Annotated in this window: 24 protein-coding genes and 1 pseudogene; 8 read left to right on the top strand and 17 right to left on the bottom strand. The window is 68.1% G+C overall.

Translation table 11 applies throughout. The features are described 5' to 3' along the window. The first annotated feature begins 45 nt into the window (after window positions 1-45). Window positions 46-1,302 carry an alpha-hydroxyketone-type quorum-sensing autoinducer synthase gene (gene cqsA, locus JJB11_RS00815; RefSeq protein WP_201166006.1) on the top strand — a complete coding sequence of 419 codons (1,257 nt, stop codon included), beginning with the start codon at window positions 46-48 and terminating at the stop codon, window positions 1,300-1,302. Window positions 1,303-1,351: 49 nt separating this feature from the next. On the opposite strand, the gene JJB11_RS00810 is transcribed toward cqsA, so the two are convergent. Together JJB11_RS00810 and JJB11_RS00805 are read right to left on the bottom strand one after the other, a co-directional pair. Next, window positions 1,352-2,329, bottom strand: coding sequence for a response regulator (locus tag JJB11_RS00810; RefSeq protein WP_201166005.1), 978 nt, complete (start codon window positions 2,327-2,329; stop codon window positions 1,352-1,354). A gap of 15 nt (window positions 2,330-2,344) precedes the next feature. Then, window positions 2,345-3,562 carry a sensor histidine kinase gene (locus JJB11_RS00805; RefSeq protein ID WP_201964531.1) on the bottom strand — a complete coding sequence of 406 codons (1,218 nt, stop codon included), beginning with the start codon at window positions 3,560-3,562 and terminating at the stop codon, window positions 2,345-2,347. A 168-nt stretch (window positions 3,563-3,730) separates the two neighbouring features. Here JJB11_RS00805 and JJB11_RS00800 point away from each other — a divergent pair, with 168 nt between their 5' ends. The 3 genes from JJB11_RS00800 to JJB11_RS00790 are packed head-to-tail and all read left to right on the top strand — an operon-like array spanning window position 3,731 to window position 6,151. After that, window positions 3,731-4,399, top strand: a complete 669-nt coding sequence (locus JJB11_RS00800) for a helix-turn-helix transcriptional regulator (protein ID WP_201166004.1) — start codon at window positions 3,731-3,733, stop codon at window positions 4,397-4,399. A 40-nt stretch (window positions 4,400-4,439) separates the two neighbouring features. Continuing rightward, a complete protein-coding gene (locus JJB11_RS00795; RefSeq protein ID WP_201166003.1) occupies window positions 4,440-5,375 on the top strand; it encodes a hypothetical protein in 936 nt (311 codons plus the stop codon). Window positions 5,376-5,380: 5 nt separating this feature from the next. Next, a complete protein-coding gene (locus tag JJB11_RS00790) occupies window positions 5,381-6,151 on the top strand; it encodes a type III pantothenate kinase (protein WP_201166002.1) in 771 nt (256 codons plus the stop codon). Here JJB11_RS00790 and JJB11_RS00785 read toward each other — a convergent pair whose 3' ends face one another. Both JJB11_RS00785 and JJB11_RS00780 read right to left on the bottom strand, forming a co-directional pair. Beyond that, window positions 6,152-7,249, bottom strand: coding sequence for a DUF2817 domain-containing protein (locus JJB11_RS00785; protein WP_201166001.1), 1,098 nt, complete (start codon window positions 7,247-7,249; stop codon window positions 6,152-6,154). Further along, window positions 7,246-8,442, bottom strand: a complete 1,197-nt coding sequence (locus JJB11_RS00780) for a M20 aminoacylase family protein (protein WP_201166000.1) — start codon at window positions 8,440-8,442, stop codon at window positions 7,246-7,248. The genes JJB11_RS00785 and JJB11_RS00780 overlap by 4 nt, the downstream gene beginning before the upstream one ends. 95 nt (window positions 8,443-8,537) lie before the next feature. Between JJB11_RS00780 and argE the strand changes: the two genes are divergently transcribed. After that, window positions 8,538-9,707 carry an acetylornithine deacetylase gene (gene argE, locus JJB11_RS00775; protein WP_201165999.1) on the top strand — a complete coding sequence of 390 codons (1,170 nt, stop codon included), beginning with the start codon at window positions 8,538-8,540 and terminating at the stop codon, window positions 9,705-9,707. Between the two features lie 23 nt (window positions 9,708-9,730). Here the strand turns inward: argE and JJB11_RS00770 are convergent, their stop codons facing one another. Further along, entirely contained in the window at window positions 9,731-10,855 is a 1,125-nt protein-coding gene (locus JJB11_RS00770) for an ABC transporter substrate-binding protein (protein WP_201165998.1), read from the bottom strand. 122 nt (window positions 10,856-10,977) lie between these two features. Between JJB11_RS00770 and JJB11_RS00765 the strand changes: the two genes are divergently transcribed. Genes JJB11_RS00765 through JJB11_RS00755 form a run of 3 tightly spaced genes read left to right on the top strand, consistent with a single transcriptional unit; the run spans window position 10,978 to window position 14,562 of the window. Next, the gene (locus JJB11_RS00765; RefSeq protein ID WP_201165997.1) at window positions 10,978-13,044 is read left to right on the top strand and encodes a molybdopterin-containing oxidoreductase family protein; all 2,067 of its coding nucleotides are present in this window, start codon (window positions 10,978-10,980) and stop codon (window positions 13,042-13,044) included. A gap of 38 nt (window positions 13,045-13,082) precedes the next feature. Further along, window positions 13,083-14,144, top strand: coding sequence for an aminopeptidase (locus JJB11_RS00760; RefSeq protein WP_201964530.1), 1,062 nt, complete (start codon window positions 13,083-13,085; stop codon window positions 14,142-14,144). Next, window positions 14,137-14,562 carry a polyhydroxyalkanoic acid system family protein gene (locus JJB11_RS00755; protein ID WP_201165995.1) on the top strand — a complete coding sequence of 142 codons (426 nt, stop codon included), beginning with the start codon at window positions 14,137-14,139 and terminating at the stop codon, window positions 14,560-14,562. Before JJB11_RS00760 ends, JJB11_RS00755 begins: the two co-directional genes overlap by 8 nt. Before the next feature lie 24 nt (window positions 14,563-14,586). Here JJB11_RS00755 and JJB11_RS00750 read toward each other — a convergent pair whose 3' ends face one another. From JJB11_RS00750 to rfbF, 12 genes and pseudogenes are all read right to left on the bottom strand, one after another. Then, window positions 14,587-14,841 carry an acyl-CoA-binding protein gene (locus JJB11_RS00750; protein ID WP_201165994.1) on the bottom strand — a complete coding sequence of 85 codons (255 nt, stop codon included), beginning with the start codon at window positions 14,839-14,841 and terminating at the stop codon, window positions 14,587-14,589. 62 nt (window positions 14,842-14,903) lie between these two features. Beyond that, window positions 14,904-15,362, bottom strand: coding sequence for a hemerythrin domain-containing protein (locus JJB11_RS00745; RefSeq protein ID WP_201166974.1), 459 nt, complete (start codon window positions 15,360-15,362; stop codon window positions 14,904-14,906). 81 nt (window positions 15,363-15,443) lie between these two features. Further along, a pseudogene (locus JJB11_RS00740) lies at window positions 15,444-16,208 on the bottom strand (hypothetical protein); the annotation flags it as partial. Between the two features lie 29 nt (window positions 16,209-16,237). After that, a complete protein-coding gene (locus JJB11_RS00735) occupies window positions 16,238-16,903 on the bottom strand; it encodes a TetR/AcrR family transcriptional regulator (RefSeq protein WP_201165993.1) in 666 nt (221 codons plus the stop codon). A gap of 89 nt (window positions 16,904-16,992) precedes the next feature. After that, window positions 16,993-17,505, bottom strand: a complete 513-nt coding sequence (locus JJB11_RS00730; RefSeq protein WP_201165992.1) for a phasin family protein — start codon at window positions 17,503-17,505, stop codon at window positions 16,993-16,995. Between the two features lie 303 nt (window positions 17,506-17,808). Then, complete coding sequence (locus tag JJB11_RS00725; protein ID WP_201165991.1) at window positions 17,809-18,810, bottom strand: glycosyltransferase family 2 protein; 1,002 nt, start codon at window positions 18,808-18,810, stop codon at window positions 17,809-17,811. Between the two features lie 161 nt (window positions 18,811-18,971). Beyond that, the gene (locus JJB11_RS00720) at window positions 18,972-19,904 is read right to left on the bottom strand and encodes a transketolase family protein (RefSeq protein WP_201165990.1); all 933 of its coding nucleotides are present in this window, start codon (window positions 19,902-19,904) and stop codon (window positions 18,972-18,974) included. Continuing rightward, on the bottom strand, window positions 19,901-20,707 hold the full coding sequence (locus JJB11_RS00715) for a transketolase (RefSeq protein WP_201165989.1): 807 nt from the start codon (window positions 20,705-20,707) through the stop codon (window positions 19,901-19,903). The genes JJB11_RS00720 and JJB11_RS00715 overlap by 4 nt, the downstream gene beginning before the upstream one ends. A gap of 131 nt (window positions 20,708-20,838) precedes the next feature. Then, window positions 20,839-21,258: a GtrA family protein gene (locus tag JJB11_RS00710; RefSeq protein WP_201165988.1), complete on the bottom strand. Its 420-nt coding sequence runs from the start codon at window positions 21,256-21,258 to the stop codon at window positions 20,839-20,841. Between the two features lie 119 nt (window positions 21,259-21,377). Continuing rightward, window positions 21,378-22,700, bottom strand: coding sequence for a lipopolysaccharide biosynthesis protein RfbH (gene rfbH / locus JJB11_RS00705; RefSeq protein ID WP_201165987.1), 1,323 nt, complete (start codon window positions 22,698-22,700; stop codon window positions 21,378-21,380). A gap of 14 nt (window positions 22,701-22,714) precedes the next feature. Beyond that, window positions 22,715-23,797, bottom strand: a complete 1,083-nt coding sequence (gene rfbG, locus JJB11_RS00700) for a CDP-glucose 4,6-dehydratase (protein ID WP_201165986.1) — start codon at window positions 23,795-23,797, stop codon at window positions 22,715-22,717. Further along, window positions 23,794-24,564: a glucose-1-phosphate cytidylyltransferase gene (rfbF, locus tag JJB11_RS00695; RefSeq protein ID WP_201165985.1), complete on the bottom strand. Its 771-nt coding sequence runs from the start codon at window positions 24,562-24,564 to the stop codon at window positions 23,794-23,796. The genes rfbG and rfbF overlap by 4 nt, the downstream gene beginning before the upstream one ends. Window positions 24,565-24,594: the final 30 nt, after the last annotated feature.

Here is a 24,594-nt window from a genome sequence, read left to right as displayed (position 1 = left end):
CGTTCGAACTTGCTTCAATGGCAACTCCTGAGCGAGGAGTAGTCCATGGAAGTCGTCGAGAAAAATATCACAACCGGAACCGCCGGTCCGGCCAGAGGCACCGATCCGGGCCTTTCGCAACACTTGCGCGGGCGGATCGCCCGCGAATTCCGGGATCGCTACGAAAACGAGTGGGGCAAGCGCTTCGTGACGCACGGCACCACCCCGGGTCCCAATGCAGTCCGCCTCGACGGCAACGACTACCTGGGCATCACGGGCCACGCGGACATCGTGAATGCGCAGATCGCCGCATTGCGCGACCAGCGCGACTTCGTGGTGCAGTCCGGCGTGTTCCAGCTGGACTCCAGCCCACATGCGCGCTTCGAGGCGGCGCTTGCGGACTTCGTCGGCAAGGACGGCGCGCTGCTGTGCCAGTCCGGCTACACGGCGAACCTGGGCCTGATCCAGGTCGTCGCGGACCGCGAGACCCCGGTCTACGTGGACAGCCTCGCGCACATGTCGCTCTGGGAAGGCGTGCGTGCGGCGGGCGCCGTGGCCACCGCGTTCCGGCACAACGACCCCGAGCACCTCGCGCGCATGGTCGCGCGCGGCGGGCCCGGGCTGGTGATCGTGGACTCGGTGTACAGCACCACCGGCGCCCTGTGCCCGCTCACGCGCATGGTGGAGGTCGCGGAGCAGGGCGGCTGCATGATCCTGGTGGACGAGTCGCACTCGCTCGGCACGCACGGCCCGCAGGGCCGCGGCCTGTGCGCCGAGCTCGGGCTGTCGCATCGGGTGCACTTCATCACCGCCAGCCTGGCGAAAGCCTTCGCGGGCCGCGCCGGCTTCTTCACGATGCCGCACGAACTGCGCCACTACCTGATGTGCCACAGCTTCCCGAGCATCTTCAGCTCCTGCCTGCTGCCGCAGGAGGTCGCCGGCCTGCACGCGACGCTGGGTGTCGTCGAGCGCAGCGACGCGGAGCGCGCGGCGCTGGTGCGCAACACGCGCCGGCTGCGCACCCGGCTCACCGAGCTGGGCTACCCGATCCACCAGGGCAGCGAGCAGATCATCTCCCTGGAGGCCGGCCCGGAGAAGGACACGCTGGCATTGCGCGACGAGCTGGAGCGCCGCAACGTCTTCGGCGCGGTCTTCTGCGCGCCGGCGACCAGCCGCAACCGGTCGATGGTGCGGCTGACGCTCAATGCCGGCCTCACCGACGCCGAACTCTCGCATGTCGAAGCGGTCGCCGAGGAAATCGCGCCCATCGTGAAACCGTGGGAGTGGCAGATCGCGCGCCGGCAGCGCACGAAGCCGGACTGACGAATCAGGCCACCCGAAAATCTGCTTCAGCAGATTTTCGGGTGAGCAGTCAGTCCTGCACGTGCCGCTTGGGCTGGCGGGACAGCCACTGGGCGTAGCTGTTGTCCGGATCGGGGCCGGCAGGTGTCTCCACGGGGAAGACCGCGCCCAGCAGTCCACCCGGTTCGCCGACCGCGAACGCGTTCACGAGCGAGATCGGCTGCGTCGAGGACAGGGCCTGGCGCAGCTCGATGTCCGCGAGCTTGGTGCCCGAGCGGATCTCCTGCACGTCCGCCGCCGGCACCCCCGCCACTTCCGCCACTTCGGCCAGGGCGTCCAGCCCTTGCCGCGTTTCCAGCTGCAGCCACGCCACCTTGCCGTGGGCATCCATGCCCAGCAAGCCGAAAGGCTGGCCGATGACCACGTGCTCCACCCAGTGCTTCTGGGTGAAGGACGTGAGCCACGCGTCCACGCCGGGAGAGCGCAGCAGCGCGTTCTGCTCCTGGGTGAGCGTGGTGCGCCAGATCTGCGCATGCCGCGCATGCGACGTGAACAGCAGGTGCTCCACGGCCTCGCGCAGCCGCCGCGAGATGTCCTGCGTCTGCTTGGGAATGAACTGGTCGATCAGTCCGCGGTTGAAGGCGCGCACCGCCACCTGTTCGTCGGCCTGGCCGGTGAGCAGGATGCGCGCGCCAGGCCAGTCGCCCAGCTCGGCGAGCACCTGCAGGCCGTCCATGCCCGGCATCGAGAAGTCCACCACCACCACGCGCGAGAGCGCGTAGCGCTCGGTGTAGCGCGACCAGTAGGCCAGCACCTGCGGGATCAGAGGCTTGCCTTCGCCCCAGTTGGCGATCAGCTGCTGCTGGTTCCAGGCGTCGGCCTCCCAGAAGGGCGGCTCCTGCATCAGGTGCGCGATGCAGTCGGACGGCCGCAGGAACAGCTTGAGGTGCCAGCTGCGCGGCAGGACGAGCGCGAGCATCTCCAGGTAGTCCGGATCGTCGTCCAGGAAGACGACGGTCCCGGGCCGGTGGAAGAGGGGGAGAGTCATGGAGCTGTCAGGATTCTAGGCAACCGGCAGCTCGATCGTGAACACCGCGCCCTTGTGCGGGGCGGCCTTCACGCGGATGGTCCCGTGGGCGCCATTCACGACCCGCTGGCAGAAGGCCAGTCCGAGCCCGTGGCCGGTGCCGCGGTCGGTGGAGACGAAGGGCTGGAAGATGCGCTTGCGCAGCTCGGCGTCCATCCCGACCCCGTTGTCGGTGAAGGCGATGCGGCCGCGCGCTCCATGCGCACCCACCTCGATCAGCAGGTCGCCCGGTTGCGGCGAGGACGAGGCCGCGGCCAGCGAGCGCAGGGCGTTCTTCGTGAGGTTGTCCACGACCTGGTGGAACATGTCGCGGGAGCCGTAGAAGTGGAAGTCGCCGTAGATGCGCAGCACCACCGCCTGCTTCTCGCGCGTGCTGCGGTAGGGATAGGCGTCGATCGCCTCGCGCACCAGCTGCGCCGCGGAGATCCGTTCGGGGTTGCCGATCGGCCGCATCAGGCGCGCGTTGGTGATCTGCATGTCGATCTGGTGGTTCATGTTGCGCACCAGCGTGTTCAGGCGCGTCCCCAGCTGCTGCAGGCGCTCGCCGCTTTCCCCGGCGTACTGCGGCGCCTCGTTGCGCACCGCCTCGGCGATCAGCTGCATGGTCGCGAGTGGCGTGCGCAGTTCGTGCGCCATGATGCCCATCGTGCCCAGCGTGTAATTGAGCTGCTCGCGCCGCAGGTTGGACGACGACAGCCCCAGCACGAGGCCCATGAACCAGGAGAAGGAGAGCACGACGGTGTTGGTCGCCGCCTGCGCGAAGCCGAGTGCAGGCACCGCCGGACCGACTGCTTCGAAGCAAAGCCAGGCGAACAGCAGGCCGGTCGCGCAGCCCAGGGTTGCCAGCCGCCAGTCCGTGAGGTGGTAGTAGATCAGCATGGCCGCGCCCAGGCTGGCGAGCCAGACCGCGTTGCCGCTGTTGCAGAAGTACATCCACCAGAAGAACCAGGGCAGGGTGAGCCAGAAGATCAGCGAAAAGGTGACGGCCGCCCCGCGCGTGGGCGGCGACACCCGGACTCCCGGCAGCACGAGCAGGCTGAGGCCGCACAGGGCCATGAGCGCGCGCAGCAGCAGATTTTCGTAAGGCTGCGGCAGCCACCAGGCCCACACCACGTAGAAGAGGGGATGGCCCAGGAACGTCGACACCCCGAGGGCGCGGATGCGCCACTGCGAAGGGTGGAGAATCGGCTCCATCAGAGGTTGCAGAACCTCGTTGGATGCCCGCTGGCGCAAACGCATCGTGATGGACTCGAGTGCAGCCCGCGGTGGCAAAGGGTAGGCGCGCTGCAAATGCTCGCTCATGGGTGATGGTGTGTTGATGCTATTGTCACAGCACGGCGGTGGTACGAACGACGAACGCGCATGGGGATCCCTGTTAACTTTGACAGTGTCAGCCTGGACGGCATCCTCAGTGACTGGGTGGCCGCCCTGCGGGAATTCTCGGTCGAAGCGGTCGTGGTGCTGGGCCCCGACCCGTTCGGCGGCTCCGACGATCGCCAGGTGATCGCCGTTCATCCGCCGATCGTTGCCGAAGCGGCCGAAGCTCTGGCCGAGAGCGGTGACTTCGGCGCGCGCTGGCGCGATTCCGACGCACCGCTGGTGGCCTGGCAGACCATCGCCAAGTCCGATCCCCAGCACACCAGCCGCTGGCGCATGCTGTGGCTGGCGCACGGCTACCAGACCCTGGTGCGGGTGGAATTCTCGCTGCCCGCGGGCCGGGCATTCGAATGTTTCATGTTCAGCCCGCGCGAACTGACCGCGCGCGCCGACGCCGCCTTGCTGGCCTGGTCGGCCCTGAACATCTGGCCGCTGGTGAAGCGATCGATCGCGACGGCGCGCTCGCGACTGAGCCCGCGCGAGCGCGAATGCCTGCAACTCGCCTTCCAGGGCAAGACCGCGCGCGAGACGGCGCAGGAGCTGCAGTGCACCGAGCGCACGGTCAACTACCACCTGGCCAACGCGATGAACAAGCTGAAGGTGGACAACAAGATGGCCGCCATCCAGCGCGCCTGCTGGCTGGGCGCGCTCTGAGGCTGGGCCGGACGGGGCGCCGGGTTTACCATTGCGCCCCATGAGCGAACCCGACGACGACCGCACCGCGTCCCTGATGACGCCAGCCAGGCTGGCGCAGCTGAAGGTCCGCCCGCAGGCCGCCGCCTCGCCCACGGCCTGGCTGGACCAGATGGCCGCGGACGCCGGCAGCGGCCACGTGCGGCGCCTGCTCGAACTGCGCCAGCAGCTCGAAACGGTGGTGCGCGCCGGCGAAGGCGAACTGCGGCCGCTCGCGACCGCCTGCCAGGGCCTGCACGATGCGCTGGAGCGCGTCGAGTTCGCGCAACTGCAACCCAGGGGCTGGCTCGCGCGCGCCACCGGCAAGGGCAAGCAGGCCGCCTCCGCGTTCGCGCAGCAGGTCGAGCGCGTGCAGCGCGCCGCCGAAGACCTGCACGACGACGTGAAGGACCTGCTCCGGAAGCAGTCGGCGCAGGCCGCGACCGACCGCATGCTGCTGGAGTTCGGCGCCGAGGTGCGGGCGCTGGAAAAGATCATGGAGCAGGGCACGCGCTGGCTGCAGGACATGCGCAACCAGCTCAAGGTGCGCATGGCCGCGGGCGGCGATCCCGCCGTGCAGCAGCAGGTCCAGCAGGACAACGCCCGCTGCGAACTGCTGGTGGAGCGGCTGAAAGTGCTGCGCACCGTCGTCTCGGCCACGCAGCGCGCGATGGAGCGTGCCCGGGCCGCGCTGGCCGGCCGCGGCGCCTTGCTCGCCTCGGTGCAGCAACTGCTGGACGGCGAGTGGAAAGCCGTGCGCCAGAAGATCGCGGTCGTGGCGAAGGCTGCGGGCAGCGGGCCGGCCTCCGAGGACGTGGACCGCGCCGGCCGTGCGCGCAAGGGCCTGCAGGGCCTGCTGCAGCAGGCCGGGCAGGACTGCGGCGCCGCGCAGGCGAACGAACAGGCGGCGGCCGACGAACTCGCGGCGCTGCAAGGGCCCTTGCAGGCCGCGGCCTGACAGCCATGAGCTTCCTCGCCGTCGACATCGGCAACACGCGCCTGAAGTGGGCGCTGTACCCGCAGGCCACGGTCGGCGCGCAGCCGATCGCGGGCGGCGCGGAGTTCCTCGAGAACATCGACAAGCTCGCCGACGGCGAATGGTCCCAGCTGGCGCCGCCCGATCGCATGCTCGGATGCAGCGTCTCGGCCGACGCGGTGAAGCGGCGGGTCGAGGAGCAGATGGAGGAGCTGTGGGTCGTGCCGGCCCACTGGGTGGTCGCGAGTGCGGCCGAGGCCGGCGTCATCAACGGCTACGACCACCCCACGCGCCTCGGTGCCGACCGCTGGGTCGCCATGATCGGCGCGCGCCACCGCATGCTGGCCGCCGGCCCGGCGCGGCCGATGGTCGTGGTGATGATCGGCACCGCGGTGACCGTGGAAGCGGTGGACGTCCACGGCCGCTTCCTGGGCGGCTTCATCCTGCCGGGCCACGGCATCATGCTGCGCGCGCTGGAGAGCGGCACGGCGGGCCTGCACGTGCCGACCGGCGACGTGCGCGAGTTCCCCACCAACACCAGCGACGCCCTCACCAGCGGCGGCACCTTCGCCATCGCGGGCGCGATCGAGCGGATGGTGCAGCACGTGCGGCGCCGCTGCGGCGCCGAGCCCGCCTGCTACATGACCGGCGGCGCGGGCTGGAAGATGGCGCCGCACATGTCGGTGCCCTTCGAGCTGGTGGAGAGCCTGATCTTCGACGGCCTGCTGGTGATCGCGCAGTCGCGCGCCGCCGGCTGATCAGGCCGCGAGTCCGTCCACCGCCTGCAGCAGCGCCTCGCGCCCCTGCGCCACGATGCGCTCGCGCCAGGCGTCCGTGTCCGTGTAGAACGCGTCCATCAGCGCCTGGCGGATCTGCCGCGCGAGCGCAGCCGGCGCGTCGGGATGCGCGCGCAGCCACTGCTCGCCGCGCAAGGCCTGGAAGGTCTGCTGCAGCGGCTGCGTCCCGTACTCCAGCGCGAGTCCCGTGTACTCCGCCTGCGGGCACTCGTCGTAGGCCGAGGTGAACATCAGGCCGGTCAGCACGGCGGAGGTCGAGGAGCCGTCGTAGAAGGAGACCACGGGCGTGCGGCTCTCCCCGCCCCACCACTGGCGGGCGCGGGCAATCGCCGCCGGGTCGTCGCGCCCGGCATAGATCCGCTCCCCGACCCCATTGGGACCAAGGCCGGTGTGGATGTCGATCCAGGCCAGGCGCGCGGCGCGCCGGCCGTGCGCGCGCAGCACTTCGCGCACCGCCAGGTTGCTCCAGGTCGGCGCGCGGCCGCCGTAGAAGAGGCCGTCCTCGAATTCGTACTGGCCGCCCGAGATGGCGGCCTGGTAGGCCTTCTCGCCCTTCTGCTCGACGTAGCGCGCGATGGCCTGCATGTTCTCTTCGCCGGGCGGCCACTGCGGCGGCACCAGCAGCGGCGCCAGCTCGCGATAGGCCTCGTTCACCGGCAGCGGCCGCGAGAAATCGTGGAAGTTGCGATTGAGGTCCACGTTCTCGTGCGTGGTCCGGCGCATGTGGGAGAAGCCGTAGGGGTTGAGGCCGTGGATGTAGAGCACGGCCACACCTTGCTCCGCGGCGCGGGCGCGAAACGCCGTGTCACGCAAGGCCGTCACCTGCACGCCGCTGCCGCAATAGCCTTCCACGCCGTGGCAGGCGCTGCTCACGATCAGAAGCCGCGAGGCGTCGGGAGGGCCGTCGCGCGCGACGTCCATCGCGAGCGGCTCGCCTTCGAGTCCGGGCAGCGGATGGGGCTTGGCCTCGACCCGCAGGCCGGCTTCGTCGGCGGCGCGCAGGAAGTTCTGGCGTGCCTGCGCGTAGCTGCGCGCAAACGCGTCGGACACGCCGCTCACGCGCGCTCTTTCGCCAGCCACTCCTCGGCCAGCCGCACCCAGTAGGTGGCGCCCAGCGGAATCAGGTCGTCATTGAAGTCGTAGCTCGGGTTGTGCAGCATGCACGGTCCCGCGCCGTGGCCGAACTCGCGGTGCGAGCCGTCGCCGTTGGCGATGAAGCAATAGGCCCCGGGCTTGGCCTGCAGCATGAACGCGAAGTCCTCCGCGCCCATGGTGGGCTCCTGCACCAGCACGTTCTCCTCGCCGACGATGGAGACCATCACCTTGCGCGCGAACTCGGCCTCGGCCGCCGAGTTCACGGTGGCCGGGTAGTTGCGGTGGAACTCGAACTCGCACTGCGCGTCGTGCGCGGCGGCCACGTGTTCGGCGATGGTCTTCATGCGCCGCTCGATCAGCTCCTGCACCTCCTCGCGGAAGGTGCGCACGGTGCCCTGCAGCTCGCAGCTGTCCGGGATCACGTTGGTCGCCTCGCCGGCATGGATCATCGTCACGGAGATCACGCCGGCGTCGATCGGCTTGATGTTGCGGCTGACGATGGTCTGGAAGGCCTGCACCATCTGGCAGGCGATCGGCACCGGGTCGTTGCCCAGGTGCGGCATGGCGCCGTGGCCGCCCTTGCCGCGGATGGTCACCTTGAATTCGGCGGTCGACGCCATCACGGGGCCGGGGCTGACGGCGAACTTGCCGACCTGGCCGCCCGGCCAGTTGTGCATGCCGAACACCGCCTCCATGGGGAATTTCTCGAACAGGCCGTCCTTGATCATCTCGCGCGCGCCGCCGTCGCCTTCCTCGGCGGGCTGGAAGATCAGGTACACGGTGCCGTCGAAGTGGCGGTTCTTCGCCAGGTGCTTGGCCGCCGCCAGCAGCATGGCGACGTGGCCGTCGTGGCCGCAGGCGTGCATCTTGCCGGCGTGCTTGCTGGCATGCGGGAAGGTGTTGAACTCCTGCATGGGCAGCGCGTCCATGTCGGCGCGCAGGCCGACGGCGCGCGACGAGGTGCCGTTCTTGACGATGCCGACGACGCCGGTCGTGCCAAGTCCGCGGTGGACGGGAATGCCCCACTCGGTGAGCCGGGCGGCGATCAGGTCGGAGGTCCGCTCCTCCTTGAACGACAGTTCGGGATGCGCGTGGATGTCGCGGCGCACCGCCACGATGGAGGCGGATTCGGTGACGATGGAGTCCAGGAGCTTCATGATGGGTCTGACTGCGGGGAGTCCGCCAGTCTAGCGGCCTGCAAGTCGCGTGCCTATGAGGGTGAATCCGCGCCGCGATCCCCGACAATGCCGGCATGGCAGTCCTCACCCCCACGCCGCGCGCCCTGGAGCTTGCCCGCACCCTGGTCGGCTTCAACACGGTCAGCGCCAACTCCAACCTCGAACTCATCCACTGCATCCGCGACGAGCTGTCCCGGCTCGGGGTGAAGAGCCGGTTGAGCTACAACGCGGATCGCAGCAAGGCCAACCTGTTCGCCACGCTGGGCGAGGGCAAGCCGGACGGGCTGATCCTGTCCGGGCACACCGACACGGTGCCGTGGGACGGGCAGGACTGGTCGGTCGATCCGCTCTCCGGCGTGGTGCGCGACGGCAAGCTCTATGGGCGCGGCTCGGCCGACATGAAGGGCTTCATCGCGACCGCCGTGGCCAATGCGGAGCTGTTCCTGAACAGCGATGGGCCCTTCGCCATCCACTACGCGTTCAGCTACGAAGAGGAGATCGGCTGCTTCGGGGCCAGGGAGCTGATCGCCGACCTGCGCGAGGCGGGCATCCGTCCCGTGGCGTGCATCGTGGGCGAGCCGACCAGCATGGTACCCGCCATCGCCCACAAGGGCGTGTACCGCTACCGCTGTTGCGTGCGCGGCAAGGAGGCGCATTCCTCGCTCACGCCGCAGTCGGTCAACGCCATCGAGATGGCGGCGCGCGTGGTCGGCAAGGTGCGCGACATGGCCGAGGGCTTCGAGCGCGAAGAGCCGCGCTATGCCGGTTTCGACGTGCCGTTCTCCACCGCCAGCGTGGGCCAGTTCCACGGCGGGATCGCCGACAACGTGGTGCCGCGCGACGCGGAGTTCCGCTATGAATTCCGCGACCTGCCCACGGCTGACGCGCGCGCGATGCAGGAGCAGGTCGTGGCCTATGCGCGGTCGCTGGAACCGGCCATGAAGAAGGTGGCGCCGGAGACGGGCTTCCGCTTCGAGACCATCTGCGAGATCCCGAGTTTCCTGGGCTCCGCCGACGACGACGTCACGCGGCTCGCGCTGCGCCTGGCCGGCGCGCAGGGCACCACGGAAGTGGCCTTCGGCACCGAGGCGGGGCTGTTCAAGAACGCGGGCATCCGCACCGTGGTCTGCGGGCCCGGCAGCATCGTGCAGGCCCACCAGCCGGACGAGTACGTGAGCCTGGAGCAGCTGGGGCGCTGCCAGGCCTTCATGGAAGGACTGGCGCAGGTGCGTTCGCTGGCATAGCCGCCCTGCGCGCCAGACCGGACCTAGGTCCGGACCTTGCCGTCCGCCGTCAGCATCGACAGCTCCACGAATTTCGAGGCCACGTGGTTCGTGGGCGAGAAGGACACCGAGAAGCCGCCGAAGTCCTCGTCGCCCAGGGACTCCAGCCCGGCGATCAGGCCGTCGCGCGTGGGTTTGCCGCGGCGCAGTCCCTCGGCCAGCACCTTCGCGGCCAGGTAGCCCTCCATGCTGGAGTAGTTCACCTGGTAGTCGGCGCCGCCCTTCTTCGCCATCTGCTGGAACTCGCGCGTGATGGCCCACGCCGCGTAATACGGGGAGGGCATCACCTGCGAGACCACCACGCCGGCGGCCTCCTTGCCCAGTTCGTCGGCGAGCGCCTGCGTGCCGACGAAGGACACGTTGAAGAAGGTGCCGCCAAAGCCGGCCGCGCGGGCCTGCCGGATGAAGGCCGCGCAGGCTTTGTAGGCGCCGATCTGCACGATGGCATCCGGCTGCACCGCCACCAGCGTCTTCACGGCCGGTGCGACGGCCACCGTGTTGCGTTCGAAGCTGGCCTGGGCCGCGGGCTGGATGCCGCGCTTTTCCGTGGCCAGCTGCACGCCGTCCAGGCCGGCCTTGCCGTACGCATCGTTCTGGAAGAACACGGCGATCTTCTTGAGGCCCAGCGCGGTGAGCTGCTTGACGATCAGCTCCGTCTCGTCGTTGTAGGAGGCGCGCAGGTGGAACGCGTAGCGGTTGAACGGCACGCGCAGGGCCATCGCACCGGTGAAAGGCGCGACGAAGGGGGCGCGCGCCGCCGTCGCGAGCGGCAGCGCCGCCACGCTGGTGGGTGTGCCGATGTAGCCGAACAGGGCGAGGGGGTCCAGCGCCAGCAGCTTGCGCGTGTTGTCGGCGCAGCGGTCGGGCTCGTAGCCGTCGTCCATCTTGATCAGCTCGATAGGCCGGCGATGCAGGCCGCCTTGCGCATTGAGCTGCTCGAAGAACAGCCGGGCGCCCTGGTGGAACTGGATGCCCAGCTGGGCGGCCGGCCCGGTGAAGGGGGCGGACTGGGCGAGCAGGATGCGTTCGCTTTGCGCCCGCAGGGCCGGAGCGCCGACCAGGGCGAGCGCGCCGGCGGCGGCGCGGGTGAAACGGCGGCGACTGATCATTGGGCCATTGTCGGGTCGGCGCCTTGCGGTAGCCAGTCCGGGCCACGAGCCTGTGGCGAATCCCCCGCAGCGTCGTGGCATACCCGGGCGCAGGGGCGTTCCCGCTGGATGACAATGGCCGCATGCCGGATACCGCGCCTGCCCCCACGTCCCCGTCCCCAGCGCACCAGGTCCTGGGCGCATGCCCGCACGACTGCCCGGACACCTGCGCGCTGGTCACCACGGTGCAGGACGGCGTGGCGGTCCGACTGCAGGGCAACGCTGCGCATGCGCCGACGGCGGGCGTTTTGTGCAACAAGGTGTCACATTACCTCGAACGCACGTACCACCCCGAGCGCCTGCTGCAGCCGATGAGGCGCACCGGCCCAAAGGGCTCGGGCCAGTTCGAGCCGGTGTCCTGGGACGTGGCTCTGGACGATATCGCGCGCCGCCTCGGCGCCATCGCTGCGCGCGACCCGCAGGCCATCCTGCCGTACAGCTACTGCGGAACGATGGGGCTGGTGCAGGGCGAGGCCATGGCGGGCCGCTTCTTCCATCGCCTGGGCGCGTCCCTGCTCGATCGAACCATCTGCTCTTCGGCCGGCGGCGAGGCGCTAAGCCAGACGCTCGGTGCCAAGGTCGGCATGAAGGTGGAGTTCTTCGCGGAGTCGAAACTGATCCTGATCTGGGGCAGCAACGCGATCGCGAGCTCGGTGCATTTCTGGCGGCTGGCGCAGGAGGCCAAGCGTCGCGGCGCCAAGCTGGTGTGCATCGACCCGCGCCGCAGCGAGACGGCGGAGAAGTGCCACGAGCATCTCCAGATCCTGCCGGGCACCGACGCGGCGCTGGCACTCGCGCTGATGCACGAACTGGTGGTGAACGACTGGCTGGACCACGACTACATCGCCCGGCACACGTCTGGCTGGGAGGCGCTGCGCGAGCGTGCCCTGCGCTGGTCGCCCGAGCGCGCTGCCGGGGTCTGCGGCATTCCGGCGCAGCAGATCCGCGATCTCGCCCGCGACTACGGCACGACCCAGCCCGCCGCGATCCGCCTCAACTACGGCATGCAGCGCGTGCGCGGCGGCGGCAATGCCGTGCGCGCCGTCGCCTGCCTGCCCGCGCTGACGGGCGCCTGGCGTCATCGCGCCGGCGGCGTGCTGCTCTCCAGTTCCGGCTGGTTCCCCGCGGATCGCGCCGGGCTGCAGCGCCCGGACCTGCTCGCAGGACGCCGGCCGCGCACCATCAACATGGTGACCATCGGCGACGACTTGTTGCGCCCGGCCTCGGCGGAGTTCGGCCCGCGCATCGAAGCGGTGGTGGTCTACAACAGCAACCCGCTTGCGGTGGCGCCCGAGTCCGGAAAGGTCGTGCGCGGCTTCGCTCGCGACGACCTCTTCACGGTGGTGGTGGAGCAGTTCCGCACCGACACGGCGGACTACGCCGACTACCTGCTGCCCGCCACCACGCAGCTGGAGCACTGGGACATCCACAGCGCGTACGGCCACACGGACGTGGTGCTGAACCGGCCGGCGATTGCGCCTGTCGGCGAGAGCCGGCCCAACACCCAGGTGTTCCGCGAGCTGGCGGCGCGCATGGGCTTCACGGATCCGTGCTTCACCGAGAGCGACGAGGCGCTGTGCCGCCGCGCCTTCGCGGGCAAGCTGGACTTCGACGCCTTGCTCGAACGCGGCTTCGCCAGCCTGCAGGTGCCCGAGGCGCCGTTCGCCCAGGGCGGCTTCCCCACGGCTTCGGGGCGCTGCGAGTTCTTCAGCGAGCGGCTCGCGCGCCAGGGGCTGGACGGTTTGCCCGACCATGTCCCGAACTATGAGCCGGCAGGAAGCTCCAAGCGCTATCCGCTCGCCATGATTTCGCCGCCCGCCCGCAACTTCCTGAACTCCAGCTTCGTCAACGTGCAGAGCCTGCGCGCCATCGAGGGCGAGCCGCTGCTGGAGATGCACGCGGACGACGCCGCCGCGCGCGGCATCGCGGACCGGCAGGTCGTGCGCGTGTTCAACGACCGCGGCGAGTACCGCTGCGTCGCGCGGGTGTCGCTGCGTGCGCGTCCAGGCGTGGTCAACGGTCTGGGCATCTGGTGGCGCAAGCTGGGGCTGGACGGAACCAACGTGAACCAGCTCACCAGCCAGCGGCTCACGGACCTGGGCCGCGCGCCCGTCTTCTACGACTGCCTGGTGGACGTGCGGCCGGCGTGAGGAGCAAAAGGAAGGTACTGCTGATGGGATTCGGAGGCTTGGCGGCACTCGCCCTGGCCGCGAGCTTCCTGCTGACAGGGTGCTCGACGCTGGGCTACTACTGGCAATCGGTGAGCGGGCACCTGCACATCATGGCGGCCGCGCGCCCCATCGAGGAACTGGTGCAGGAGCCGCAGACGCCGGAGAAGCTGCGCGAGCGGCTGGAGCTGGCGCAGCGCATCCGCAACTATGCCGTCACCGAGCTGAAGCTGCCGGACAACCCCAGCTACCACCGCTATGCGGACCTGCACCGCACCGCGGCGATCTGGAACGTGACGGCGGCGCCCGCGTATTCGCTGGAGCTCAAGACCTGGTGTTTCCCGGTGACGGGCTGCGTGGGCTACCGCGGCTACTACGACCAGGCGCGCGCGAATGCCGATGCCGCCGAACTGGCGCAGGAGGGCTACGAAGTCAACGTCTATCCCGTGACCGCGTATTCCACGCTGGGCTACATGAACTGGGCCGGCGGCGACCCGCTGCTGAACACCTTCATCGGCTACCCGGAAGGCGAGCTCGCGCGGCTGATCTTCCACGAGCTGGCGCACCAGGTCGTCTACGCGAAGAACGACACCACCTTCAACGAGTCCTTCGCAGTCGCGGTCGAACGCCTGGGCGGCGAACGCTGGCTGCGCACGCAGGCCAGCGAGAAGGCGCGCCAGGAGTACGCTGCGTACGACCACCGGCGGCAGCTGTTCCGCGAGCTGTCGCGACGCACGCGAGAGCAGCTGGAAGACCTGTACCAGACGCCGGGCCTGTCCTCGGAACAGAAGGAAGCGGGCAAGGAAAAGATCATGGCGGACTTCCGCGCCGGCTACGAGCAGATGAAGCAGCAGGCAGGCGGCGACCCGCGCGTGTGGCGCGGCTATGACCGCTGGGTGCGCGAGGCGAACAACGCCTTCTTCGGCGCGCAGGCGGCGTACGACGAACTGGTGCCGGGCTTCGAGCGCCTGTTCCACGCGGAGGGCGACGACTGGCTGCGCTTCTATGCCGCGGTCCGGGAACTCGAGGCACTCCCCAAGCAGGAACGGCACGACCGGCTCAAGGAGGGCGGCATTGGCTGACATCCACATCGTGCGCGAGCACGGGCTCGGGCTGCACCGCGCGCGCCAGCTGGCACGCCGCTGGGCGGAAGTGGCCGAGACGAAACTGGAGGCGCAGTGCGTCTACCAGCATGGCGAGACGCACGACGTCGTCCGCTTCCGCCGCCCGGGCGCGAGCGGCGAGCTGCGCGTGATGGAGGGGCGCTTCGAACTCGAGGCGAAGCTCGGCCTGCTGCTGGGCGTGCTCAAGCCCACCATCGAGCGCGCGATCGCCAGCAACCTCGACGAGTTGCTGGCCCAGGAGGATCCGTTGCAGGCCTTCGAGCACCGCCTGGAGCGGCACCATGCGAAGCACGCCGCGAAGCATCCGAAGCCGCACGCCGACGCGCACAGGGCGCCCAAGCCCGGGGCACCGCAGGCGGGAAAGAAGACGCGTTGAACGCCGCTGCGGGCGGCGCTGCGATCAGCTGAGCGACCGGATCAGCGCGACGTACTGCTGCTTGGCGTCGTCGGCGGACGTGCCCTTGCACGCGTTCCAGGCGTCCCACTTGGCGCGGCCGATCATGTCGCCGAAGCCCGGCTTCTTCTCGGTCACGTCGCCGAGCGTGGCCTGCTTGTACAGGCCGTAGATCTTCAGCAGCGTGGCATTGTCCGGGCGCTGCGAGAGTTTCTTCGAGTTCGCGACGGCGGCTTCGAAATCGGCGTTGAGGTCGGACATGGCGCTCCTGCGGTTGGGGCGGCTATCTTAAGCGCGCACCGCGAGGACGAGAGCGTTGCGCCTCAGGCTTCCTGCTTGATGCGCAGCGTCATGAACTCCGCTTCGTAGTCGCGCCCCAGCTGGATCTTCTGCGCGTCGTCGAGGATCTCGCCGGCCTTCGGGAAGAACTTCTGTTCCTCCTCGGTCAGGTGGTGCTCGATCTTTTCGCAGAGCTTCTGGCAGCACTCCTGCCATTCGGCGGCATGCGGGTCCACTTGCTCCAGGTGCTCGACCATCTCGTCCATCTCGTGGTGTTCGGCGATGCCGTGGCGGGACAGGTCTACCGACTCGTCATGCTCGATCAGCGGCACGTAGAAGCAGCGTTCCTCCGCTGTCTCGTGCGCGGCCAGTTCGGCCTTGAGCTCCTCGAAGACGTGCTGCCGCTCCGGCGACGCCTGCTTGGTGGCCAGCAGGCGCGCGTACAGCGCCCGCTGCTCCTGGTGGCTGACCAGCAGCGCCTGGAAAATGTTGAGTGAGTCCATGGGGCGCGATTCTTGGGCGCTGCCGAGCCTGGCCGTGTAGTCTGCCGACGCGAGCGGCCGTAGGCTCTCGCGGTCCAATCCCAGCTCGGAGCGGGCGCGCTGCACGTCCAGCCACTCCTTGGCATCGAGCGGTTCGATCGCCGTCGCGTCGCGGTAGAGGCGCGTGGCCTCCTTCATCTTCTTCTCGCCATCCAGCATCACGAGCGCATTGGCGTATTCCACCAGCACGACCGGGGAACGCGGGTGCAGCCGCAGCGCGTCGCTGAACAGGCGCAGGCAGGTCTCGCGCTTCACGCCATAGGTCATCCCGCCGATCAGGGTGCCCACCTTGTCGATCACTTCCGCGTGAAAGGCACCCAGCCCGGCCTGCGCCTCGGCATGGCGCGGCTGCAGGAAGATGGCGCGCTCGAGCGAGGCCTTCACCTTGCTGCCCAGGCCCTGCGCCAGCGCCTTGGCCACGCTGATCGCCTGGCTGTAGCGCCCGAGGGCATAGGCGTGCAAGTGCCAGGCGTTCGGGTTCGTGGGCTCGTCGCGCGCCTGCCGCTCGGCGCGTTCCGCGGCCTCGAGGAACAGCTCGAGGCGCCGTGCCTCGCGTTGCTCGAGGTAATTGGCGTACATGCAGGTGGCCTTGTTCGCCGCCGTGATGCCGGCGCCCCCTGCGTGCAGGCCCGATTCGACGGCGCGCTGGAACTCGCCATTGTGGAAATGCACCCAGGCGGCGAGCACCGCCGGGTCGGATGGCAGGGGCTCGGCGTCCCCCGCATGCAGGCGCGGCCACTCGCGCGTCACGCTCGCCGCGTCGTGCCGGAACAGATCCGGCCGCGCGAAGGCCATCCACTCGCCCATCGCTATTCCGCCTCTCCTTGCCCGCGCGCTCAGGCCGTTACGCTGTCTCCATACGCACCGGCCAGTTGCAGCAGGTGCGCGCGTTGCGCGGGTTCCAGATAGGGTACCAGCAGATGGAGCACGTGGTGCGCTCCGCGCAGCAAAGCCTGCTGCGCGTTGGCCGTTTCCAGCGCGTGGCGCGGATCGCGCGCGTACTCGAAGCTCAACCAGAACGTGAGCACGACGACCATGCTGGTCGCGGTCGGTTGCAATTCGCCGGGGTCGATGTGCACTGCGCCGCCGCTGCCCATCCCCTGCAGCAAGGCATGCACTGCGAGCGTCTTGTCATGCAACGCCTGCTGCAACTGCGTCTCGAGGTGGCGGTTCTTCGAGAGCAGGTCGTTGAGGTCGCGATAGAGGAAGCGGTATTGCCAGATCAGCTCGAAGAGTGTGTGCAGGAAGAACCAGGCGTCCTCCACGTCGCGCACCTCACCGGCCGCCGGAAGCAATGCGCTTAAGGCGTTTTCGTAGCGATCGAACAGGCTGTTGATCAGCGCGTCCTTCGCCGGGTAGTGGTAGTACAGGTTGCCGGGGCTGATCCCGAGTTCGGCGGCGATCAGCGTGGTCGACACGTTCGGCTCGCCGAAGCGGTTGAACAGGTCCAGCGTGACCTCGAGGATGCGTTCCGCGGTGCGGCGCGGGGCTTTGCGGGCCATCGCTCAGGCGCGGCGTCGCGGTGCTGCGCCCACGGCGAGCGCAGGCGCGCGGGGCGGCCGGCAGGGACAGGCCCGGCCGACCCGTCGCTTCACCGCGCCGTCCTGCGCGGGGCGCGCTTGGCAGCGGGCGTCTTCGCCGATCCCGCAGCGGCGGCGCGCTTCGCCGCGGTCTTGCGTGCGCTGCCCGTGCCTTGCGAGGCAGCGATGCTGCGCTCGAGGGCGTCGACGCGCTTCGTCAATTGCTCGATGTCGCGCGCGCTGGGCACGCCGAGTTGCTTGAGGGCGCGCGAGACGCGCTCCTCGAAGATCGTGCCCAGCGTGTCCCACTGGCCCGAGGCCTTGGACGACAGCTCGCTGGCCATGGAGCTCATGCGGCCGGTGGCCTCGGTAAGCTTCTCCTCCGCGGTGGCCTGCGTGCGCTTCTGCAGCGTGACGCCTTCCTTCACCAGGGCCTGGAACACCTTGCCGCCTTCCTCCTGCGCCTTGGAAAAGGCGCCCAGTCCCGCGAGCCAGATCTGCTGGGCGGACTCCTTCACGGTGCCGGCGAACTGGCTGGCAGAGGACTCGACGTCTTCGTCGGAAGGGGGCGGTTTGGTGGCCATCGGGGTTCTCCTGGGGTGGTGGCGGAAGTGCCGCGCATCCACTTTAGCGCCGCGACGGCCGGCAGGTACTTCTCGCTGGTGAACAGAACGAGCAATGCCCTGCCGAACAGCGACGGTGCCCGCGGTGTGTTGACCGTCCATCGCAGCAACGTGAGGAAGAACAAGGCCGACAGCAGCTCGCAGGAGCCGATGATGTCCAGACACCGTACAGGATCAGTGCCGCGATGCGTGCGCAGGCTGCTGCCGACGCCGGACCTGCGGCTTCGCTTTGCCACTGCCAACAAAGAATCGGGCGAAGGCCTGTCATGCCATTCCGGTTTCCTCGCCTGCTGCCGGAACGGAGAGGTACGAGGGCTTGGCGGCGGATGCGGGCTGGAAATTGATGCGCTCACGCTCGATCACCAGCGGCATGTTCCGCACCTTGGTGTGGATCGAGCCGATGTATTCGCCGAGGAGGCCGATGAAGAATGTCTGCACGGCACCGAAGAAGAAGATGCCGATCAGCAAGGGCGCCACGCCGACCTGAAAAGAGTCCCAGAAAATCAGCTTGGCGACGAGATACACGAGCGCAGTGAACAGGCTCAGTAGCGACACCCCGAAACCCGCCATGGTCATGAGCCGCAGCGGCAGCTTCGAATGATTCGTGATGCCAAGCATCGCGATGTCGTACAGCGTGTAGAAATTGTTCTTCGTGATGCCGCGTGTGCGCCGCGGCTGATTGAATGGCACGGTGGCGATCGGAAAGCCGATCTCGCACAGGAGGCCCCGGAAATAGGGATACGGGTCCTGCAGCTGACGCAAAATGTCGATCACTGCACGATCGAAGAGGCCGGCTCCGGTCGCGTTTTGCACGAGCGGCACCTCGGAAATGCGGGTGATCAGCCGGTAATAGGCTTTGCGCACGAAGAACATCAGCGCCGATTCCTGGCTCTCGGGCTTGACGGCCAGCACCGTCTTGTAGCCTTCTTCCCACTTGCGGATGAATTCCTCGATCATCTCCGGAGGGTCCTGGAGATCGGAGGCGAGCAGCACTGTCGCATCGCCCTTGGTCTGCAGCAGCGCGTGGTACGGGGAGCGGATGTGGCCGAAGTTGCGCGCGTTGATGATGACCTTCACCCGCGGATCCGCTGCGGCGATCGCCCGCAGCTTGGGAACCGTGTCGTCGGTCGACGCGTTGTCGATGCAGATGTGCTCGTACTCGTAATGAGGGAGTTTCTCCATGACACCGACGATGCGCCGGTAAAGCTCCTCGATGTTCTCGCTTTCGTTGAAGCAAGGGGTGACGATGCTGATCAGCTTGGCCATGTGGACGAGCGACGACTCTGTCGTGCAGGGTGGATCGGGCGGCGGACGGGGGCGGGCCGTGGGCCGCGTTCCGGAGCCCGACAGCATACCTCGCCCGGTGCCATTTCCATCCGGCGAGGGCCGGCTGATGCGGTCCCAGCGGTGCGCGCGCAGCGCATCGACTACACCGTGGCGGCGATTTCACGATTTCGGGCGACGAAGCGCTCGACCCGCTGCCGCACGGAGGTGGTATCCAGGGCATGTTCGTGCAGGAGATAGTCCCAGGACCCGCAGAACTGCGAAAACCGGTCTTCGACGCCCACCCGCAGCAAGGGCCGTGGCCGCAGCGCTGCGAGCTGCTCTGCGACGCAGGCTCCCAGGCCTCCCATCGTGGAGTGCTCCTCCATTGTCACCAGCGCGTCGGCGTGGTGCGCGATCGCCGCGAGCTGCTCGCCGTCGAAGGGCTTGATGCTGGGGACGCTCCATACCTCGGCGTCCGCGGCAGCCGGCGCGACGTCAATCGCGGTGCGCACCATCGATCCGGTGGCCAGGATAGCAACGCTGCCCTTGCCGGGGCGCACGCACAGCATCTGACCGGCACGCAGCGCCACGGGCGCGGCATGGACGTCCCCCCGGTCGCTCTTGCCGACCCGCATGTACACCGGCGTGCCGAGGGACAGCGCCAACTGCATCGTGGCCGTCATCTCGAAGCGATCGGCCGGAGACAGCACGGCCAAGCCGGGGATGGAGCGCGTCGCGGCGATGTCCTCGGTGGATTGGTGGCTGCTGCCCAGGTGCCCATAGACAAACCCGGCACCGTCGCCGATCAGCACCACCCCCAACTGCTCGGAGCAGACGTCAATCTTGATCTGCTCCAGCACCCGGATCGGCACGAACGCGGCCAGCCCATAGACGATGGGCCGGAAGCCGCCCTTGGCCAGTCCGGCGGCGACGCCGACCATGTTCTGTTCGGCGACGCCGCAGTTGATGTACTGGCCGGGGCGCGCCTTGCGGAAGGCGTCGAACAGTGCGTACCCGTGGTCGCCGGTGAGCAGCAGCACGTTGGGGTCGGCAACGGCGGCGGCGACCAGCGCGTCCGAAAAAGCGTTTCTCATGCGGGGTACTCGAGCTCGCGCACGGCCGCGGCATGCGTTTCCGCCGTGAGGCGGGTGTAGTGCCAAACGTTGTTGTGCTCCATGAACGAGACCCCCTTGCCCTTGACGGTGACGGCGACGATCGCCTTCGCGCGGCCGTTCGCCGCCTGCTTCATCCGCGTGTAGGCGTCGTCGAGCGCCTGTTCGTCGTGCCCGTCCACCGTTACCGCATCGCATCCGAAAGCACGGAACTTGCCTTCGATGTCGCCGAGAGCCAGCACCTCGTCGGTCGAGCCCATCGCCTGAAAGCCGTTCTTGTCCACGACCACGATCAAGTTGTCGAGCTGGAATTGGCTGGCGAACAGCATGGCTTCCCACACGGCACCTTCATCCAATTCGCCGTCCCCCACGATGGCGTAGACCTTTTGCTCGGTGCCATGGCGCTTCGCGGCGAGCGCCAGACCGGTGGCGACGGACAAGCCGTGGCCGAGCGATCCGCAGGTTGCATCCACGCCCGGGATGTGCGCGTCAGCGAGCCCCTTCAGGAGTGATCCGTCCCGGAAGTACGCGGCGATGGCCGCCTCGCTCAGGACGCCATGCTCACGCAAGCAGGCGTATTGCGCCATCACGCCGTGCCCCTTGCTAAGGACCAGGTAATCCCGATCCGGGGCACGCGGATGTTCCGGGTCGATCCGGAGATGGTTTCGATACAGGACCGCTACTACCTCCACGATGGAGAACGCGCAGCCGATGTGCACAGTCGCACCGGAGAAGGCCATGTCCAGGATGGCCTTGCGGATCTCGCGCCCTGCGAATCGGCCCATTCTCGCCTCCGCACCGCGCGCGTGGGCTGCGAGCCACGCGCTCCCGTGGGTGCGATGCGCAAGTTAGCACGGGCGATACGGCAGGTCTGCTACTTTTGGTGACACCCCGCCGCGAGCGTGAGAACTGAGCTTTACGAGCGGTGAAACACGAATTTCTTGTTTAGCATGAAAGCCAGCACGGCCATGGGTAGCAGCAACACGGCCCCTCCCACCGCGGGAGACAATCCCGCCTCGTTCAGCAGGCGCACGCCCCCGACGTTGCAGGCGTAGACCACTGTGTACGTCAGGACGAAGCGCACGATCAGCCGGTTGTCGCGGGCGCCGAACACCAGAGCCCCGGTGCTCTTGAAGTTGAAGAGCACGCCGAGGATTGTCGAAAGCAGCAGCGCGAGCGAGTAGTGCAAGCCGAGTGACAAGAGCAGGGCGAAGCAGCCGTAGCCGAAGAGAGTGTTCAGGACGCCGACCAGCAGGAAGCGGACGAACTGGTGGTCGGTGAGGCGCCTGAAACCGCCCAAGCCAGCGCCCTCCTCAGAGGCAGAGGGCGGCTTCATCCAGGACCGTCTCCAGGGAGGTTTTCACCGGCCGGTACCCCACGCGCTCGGCGCGGCGGCACGGTGCACCATGCGCAGAGCGTTCGCGCGGATGCGCCGCGCCAGTGCGACCGTCTCCATCAGAAGTTCACCCCGAGGTACTGCTCGATCTTGCGCGCGGAGAAGTCCAGCATCTCGCACGTGAGCGAGGGCTGCACGCCGATCCAGAAGGTGTTGTTCATCACGTTATCCGTGTTGGTGAGGTCGCCCACGACGCGGTACTTCGCTCCCGCCATGGAGGGCTGGCGCGTGAGGTTGCCGGCGAACAGCAGGCGGGTGCCGACCTTGTTCTGGTCCAGGTAGGTGAGCAGGTCCACGCGGCTCACCGGCGCGTTTTCCTTCAGCGTGATGGGAAAGCCGAACCAGGACGGATCGGAATGCTCGGTAGCCTGCGGCAACTGCAGGAATTCCTCGCAGTCCTTCAGGCGCTCCTTCAGGAACGCGAAGTTGTCCTTGCGGGCCTGGATGAAGCGCGGCGCCTTCTCCAACTGCGCCAGGCCGCAGGCGGCCTGCATGTCCGTGATCTTCAGGTTGTAGCCGAGATGGCTGTAGGTGTACTTGTGGTCGTAGCCTTCGGGCAGGTCCCCAAGCTGCCAGCAGAAGCGCTTGCCGCAGGTGTTGTCCTTGCCGGGCGCGCAGTAGCAGTCGCGGCCCCAGTCGCGGAAGCTCTCCGCGATAACCTTCAGTTCGTCGTTGTTGGTGAAGACCGCGCCGCCTTCGCCCATGGTGATGTGGTGCGCCGGATAGAACGACAGCGTGCCGATGTCGCCGAACGTGCCGCACATCTTCCCGCGGTAGGTGCTGCCCAAGGCGTCGCAGCAGTCCTCCACCAGCCACAGGCCGTGCTTCTTGCAGAACGCCGTCACGGCGTCGAGGTTGAACGGGTTGCCCAGCGAGTGGGCGATCATCACCGCCTTGGTCTTCGGCGACAGTGCCTGTTCCAGGCGGCTCACGTCGATGTTGTGGGTGTAGCGGTCCACGTCCACAAACACCGGCACGGCGCCGAACTGGAGGATCGGGTTCACCGTCGTCGGGAAGCCGCAGGCCACGCCGATCACCTCGTCGCCTTGCTTGATGGCGCGGTCGCCGAGCTTGGGCGAGGTGAGGGTGCTGAACGCGACCAGGTTCGCGGACGAACCCGAGTTCACCGTGATCAGGTGGTTCACCCCGATGAAGGCCGCCAGCTTCTTCTCGAACTCGGTGTTGAAGCGGCCGGTGGTGAGCCAGCCGTCCAGCGACGCTTCGACCATCAGCTTCAGTTCGCTGGCATCGAGCAGCTTGCCCGAGGGCGGGATCATCGTGGCACCGGGCAGGAAGGGTTCACTGCGCAGGGCGATCGAGGCGTATTCCTGGACGAGCGTGGCGATCTGCTCGCGCAGGGCTTTGGTTTTCGCGTTTTCCATTGTCGGGAGCGGGGTCATATGGGCGCGAGGGCCCTGGATTGGTAGTCGGAAATCTGGGTGAGGGTGAGGGAGTGCAGGTCGGCGCCGGACGAGCGCGCGCGGTCCCATTGGACGATCAGGTCCAACGCTTCGGCCAGGCGCAGCACGGGCCGCCATTGCAGGCGGGCACCCGCCTTTGAGATGTCGAGCTTGAGGTAGTTCGCCTCGTGCGGGTGTTCCCCGGCGCTCACTTCCCAGCGGGCGCCGGCGCCCCACCGCTCGGCGAGTTCGCGCGTGATCCACTCCACCGGGCGGGCGTCCTCGGACCACGGGCCAAAGTTCCAGCCTTCCGCATAGGCGGTGCCGTCGGTGTAGAGACGCTCCGCCAGCACCAGGTACCCGCGCAGCGGTTCCAGCACGTGCTGCCACGGCCGCGTGGCGGAGGGGTTGCGAATCACCACGGGCTCGCCCTTGCCGAACGCGGCGAGGATGTCGGGGATCAGGCGGTCCTTGGCCCAGTCGCCGCCGCCGATCACGTTGCCGGCGCGGGCGCTGGCCAGGGCGACGCGGTGCCGCTCATGGAGGGCCGCCGGGAAGAAGGAGCTGCGGTAGGCTGCCGTGACGAGCTCCGCGCACCCCTTGCTGCTGCTGTAGGGATCGTGGCCGCCCATGGGTTCGTCCTCGCGATACGCCCACACCCACTCGCGGTTCTCGTAGCACTTGTCGGTTGTGACGTTTACGACGGAGCGGACCGACGCAGTCTGGCGCACGGCCTCGAGCAGGTGCACGGTGCCCATGACGTTGGTGGCGTAGGTCTCCACCGGCTCCGCATAGGAATGGCGTACCAGCGGCTGCGCGGCCATGTGGATCACCACCTCGGGCTGCGCGTCCTTCATGGCCGCGGCAAGGTGCGCCCCGTCCCGGACATCCCCCAGGATGGACCGCATCCCCGAGGCGACGCCCGCCAGCTCGAAGAGGCTCGGTTGCGTCGGCGGCTGCAAGGCGTAGCCGGTGACCTGGGCCCCGAGCTGCTGCAGCCAGAGGCTCAGCCAGCTGCCCTTGAACCCGGTGTGTCCGGTGAGAAAGACCTTGCGGCCCCGCCAGAACCCAGGGGTCATTTCCAGACCTTCCAGGGAGCCTTCCCGGCTTGCCAGAGTTCCTCGAGGTAAGTCTTGTCCCGGAGCGTGTCCATGGGTTGCCAGAACCCGTCGTGGAGATACGCGGAGAGCTGGCCGTCGCGCGCGAGCTTCTCCATGGGGCCGCGTTCCCAGATCGTGCTGTCGTCCTCGATCAGGTCCAGGACCTTCGGGGAGAGCACGAAGAAGCCGCCGTTGATCCAGGCCCCGTCGCCGTGCGGCTTCTCCTCGAAGCTGGCTACGCGCGTTCCTTCGAGGTTAAGCGCACCGAAGCGTCCCGGAGGCTGGACCCCTGTCAGCGTGGCAAGCCTCTCGCTCTTGCGGTGGAAGGCGATCGTCGCCGTGATGTCGACGTCGCTCACGCCGTCGCCGTAGGTGAAGCAAAAATCCTCGTCGCCGAGGTAGTTGCGCACGCGCTTCAGGCGGCCGCCGGTCATCGTGCTCTCGCCAGTGTCGACGACGGTCACGCGCCAGTTCTCGGCCTGGTTCTGGTGCACTTCCATCGAGTTGGCGCGCATGTCGAAGGTGACATCGGACATGTGCAGGAAATAGTTGGCGAAGTACTCCTTGATCACGTAGCCCTTGTAGCCACAGCAGACGATGAAGTCATTCACGCCGTGCGCGGAGTAGATCTTCATGATGTGCCAAAGGATCGGCTTCCCGCCGATCTCGATCATCGGCTTCGGCCGCACCGTCGTCTCTTCCGAAATGCGGGTGCCGAGACCACCCGCCAAGATCACCGCCTTCATGCCTGTCCCCTGTCCGACCAATTGCCGATA

The sequence above is a fragment of the Ramlibacter ginsenosidimutans genome, assembly GCF_016654015.1.
Classification (GTDB): Bacteria; Pseudomonadota; Gammaproteobacteria; order Burkholderiales; family Burkholderiaceae_C; genus Ramlibacter; species Ramlibacter ginsenosidimutans.
The sequence above is the reverse complement of the archived record's forward strand: the minus strand, read 5'-3'. Positions and strand labels throughout refer to the sequence as shown.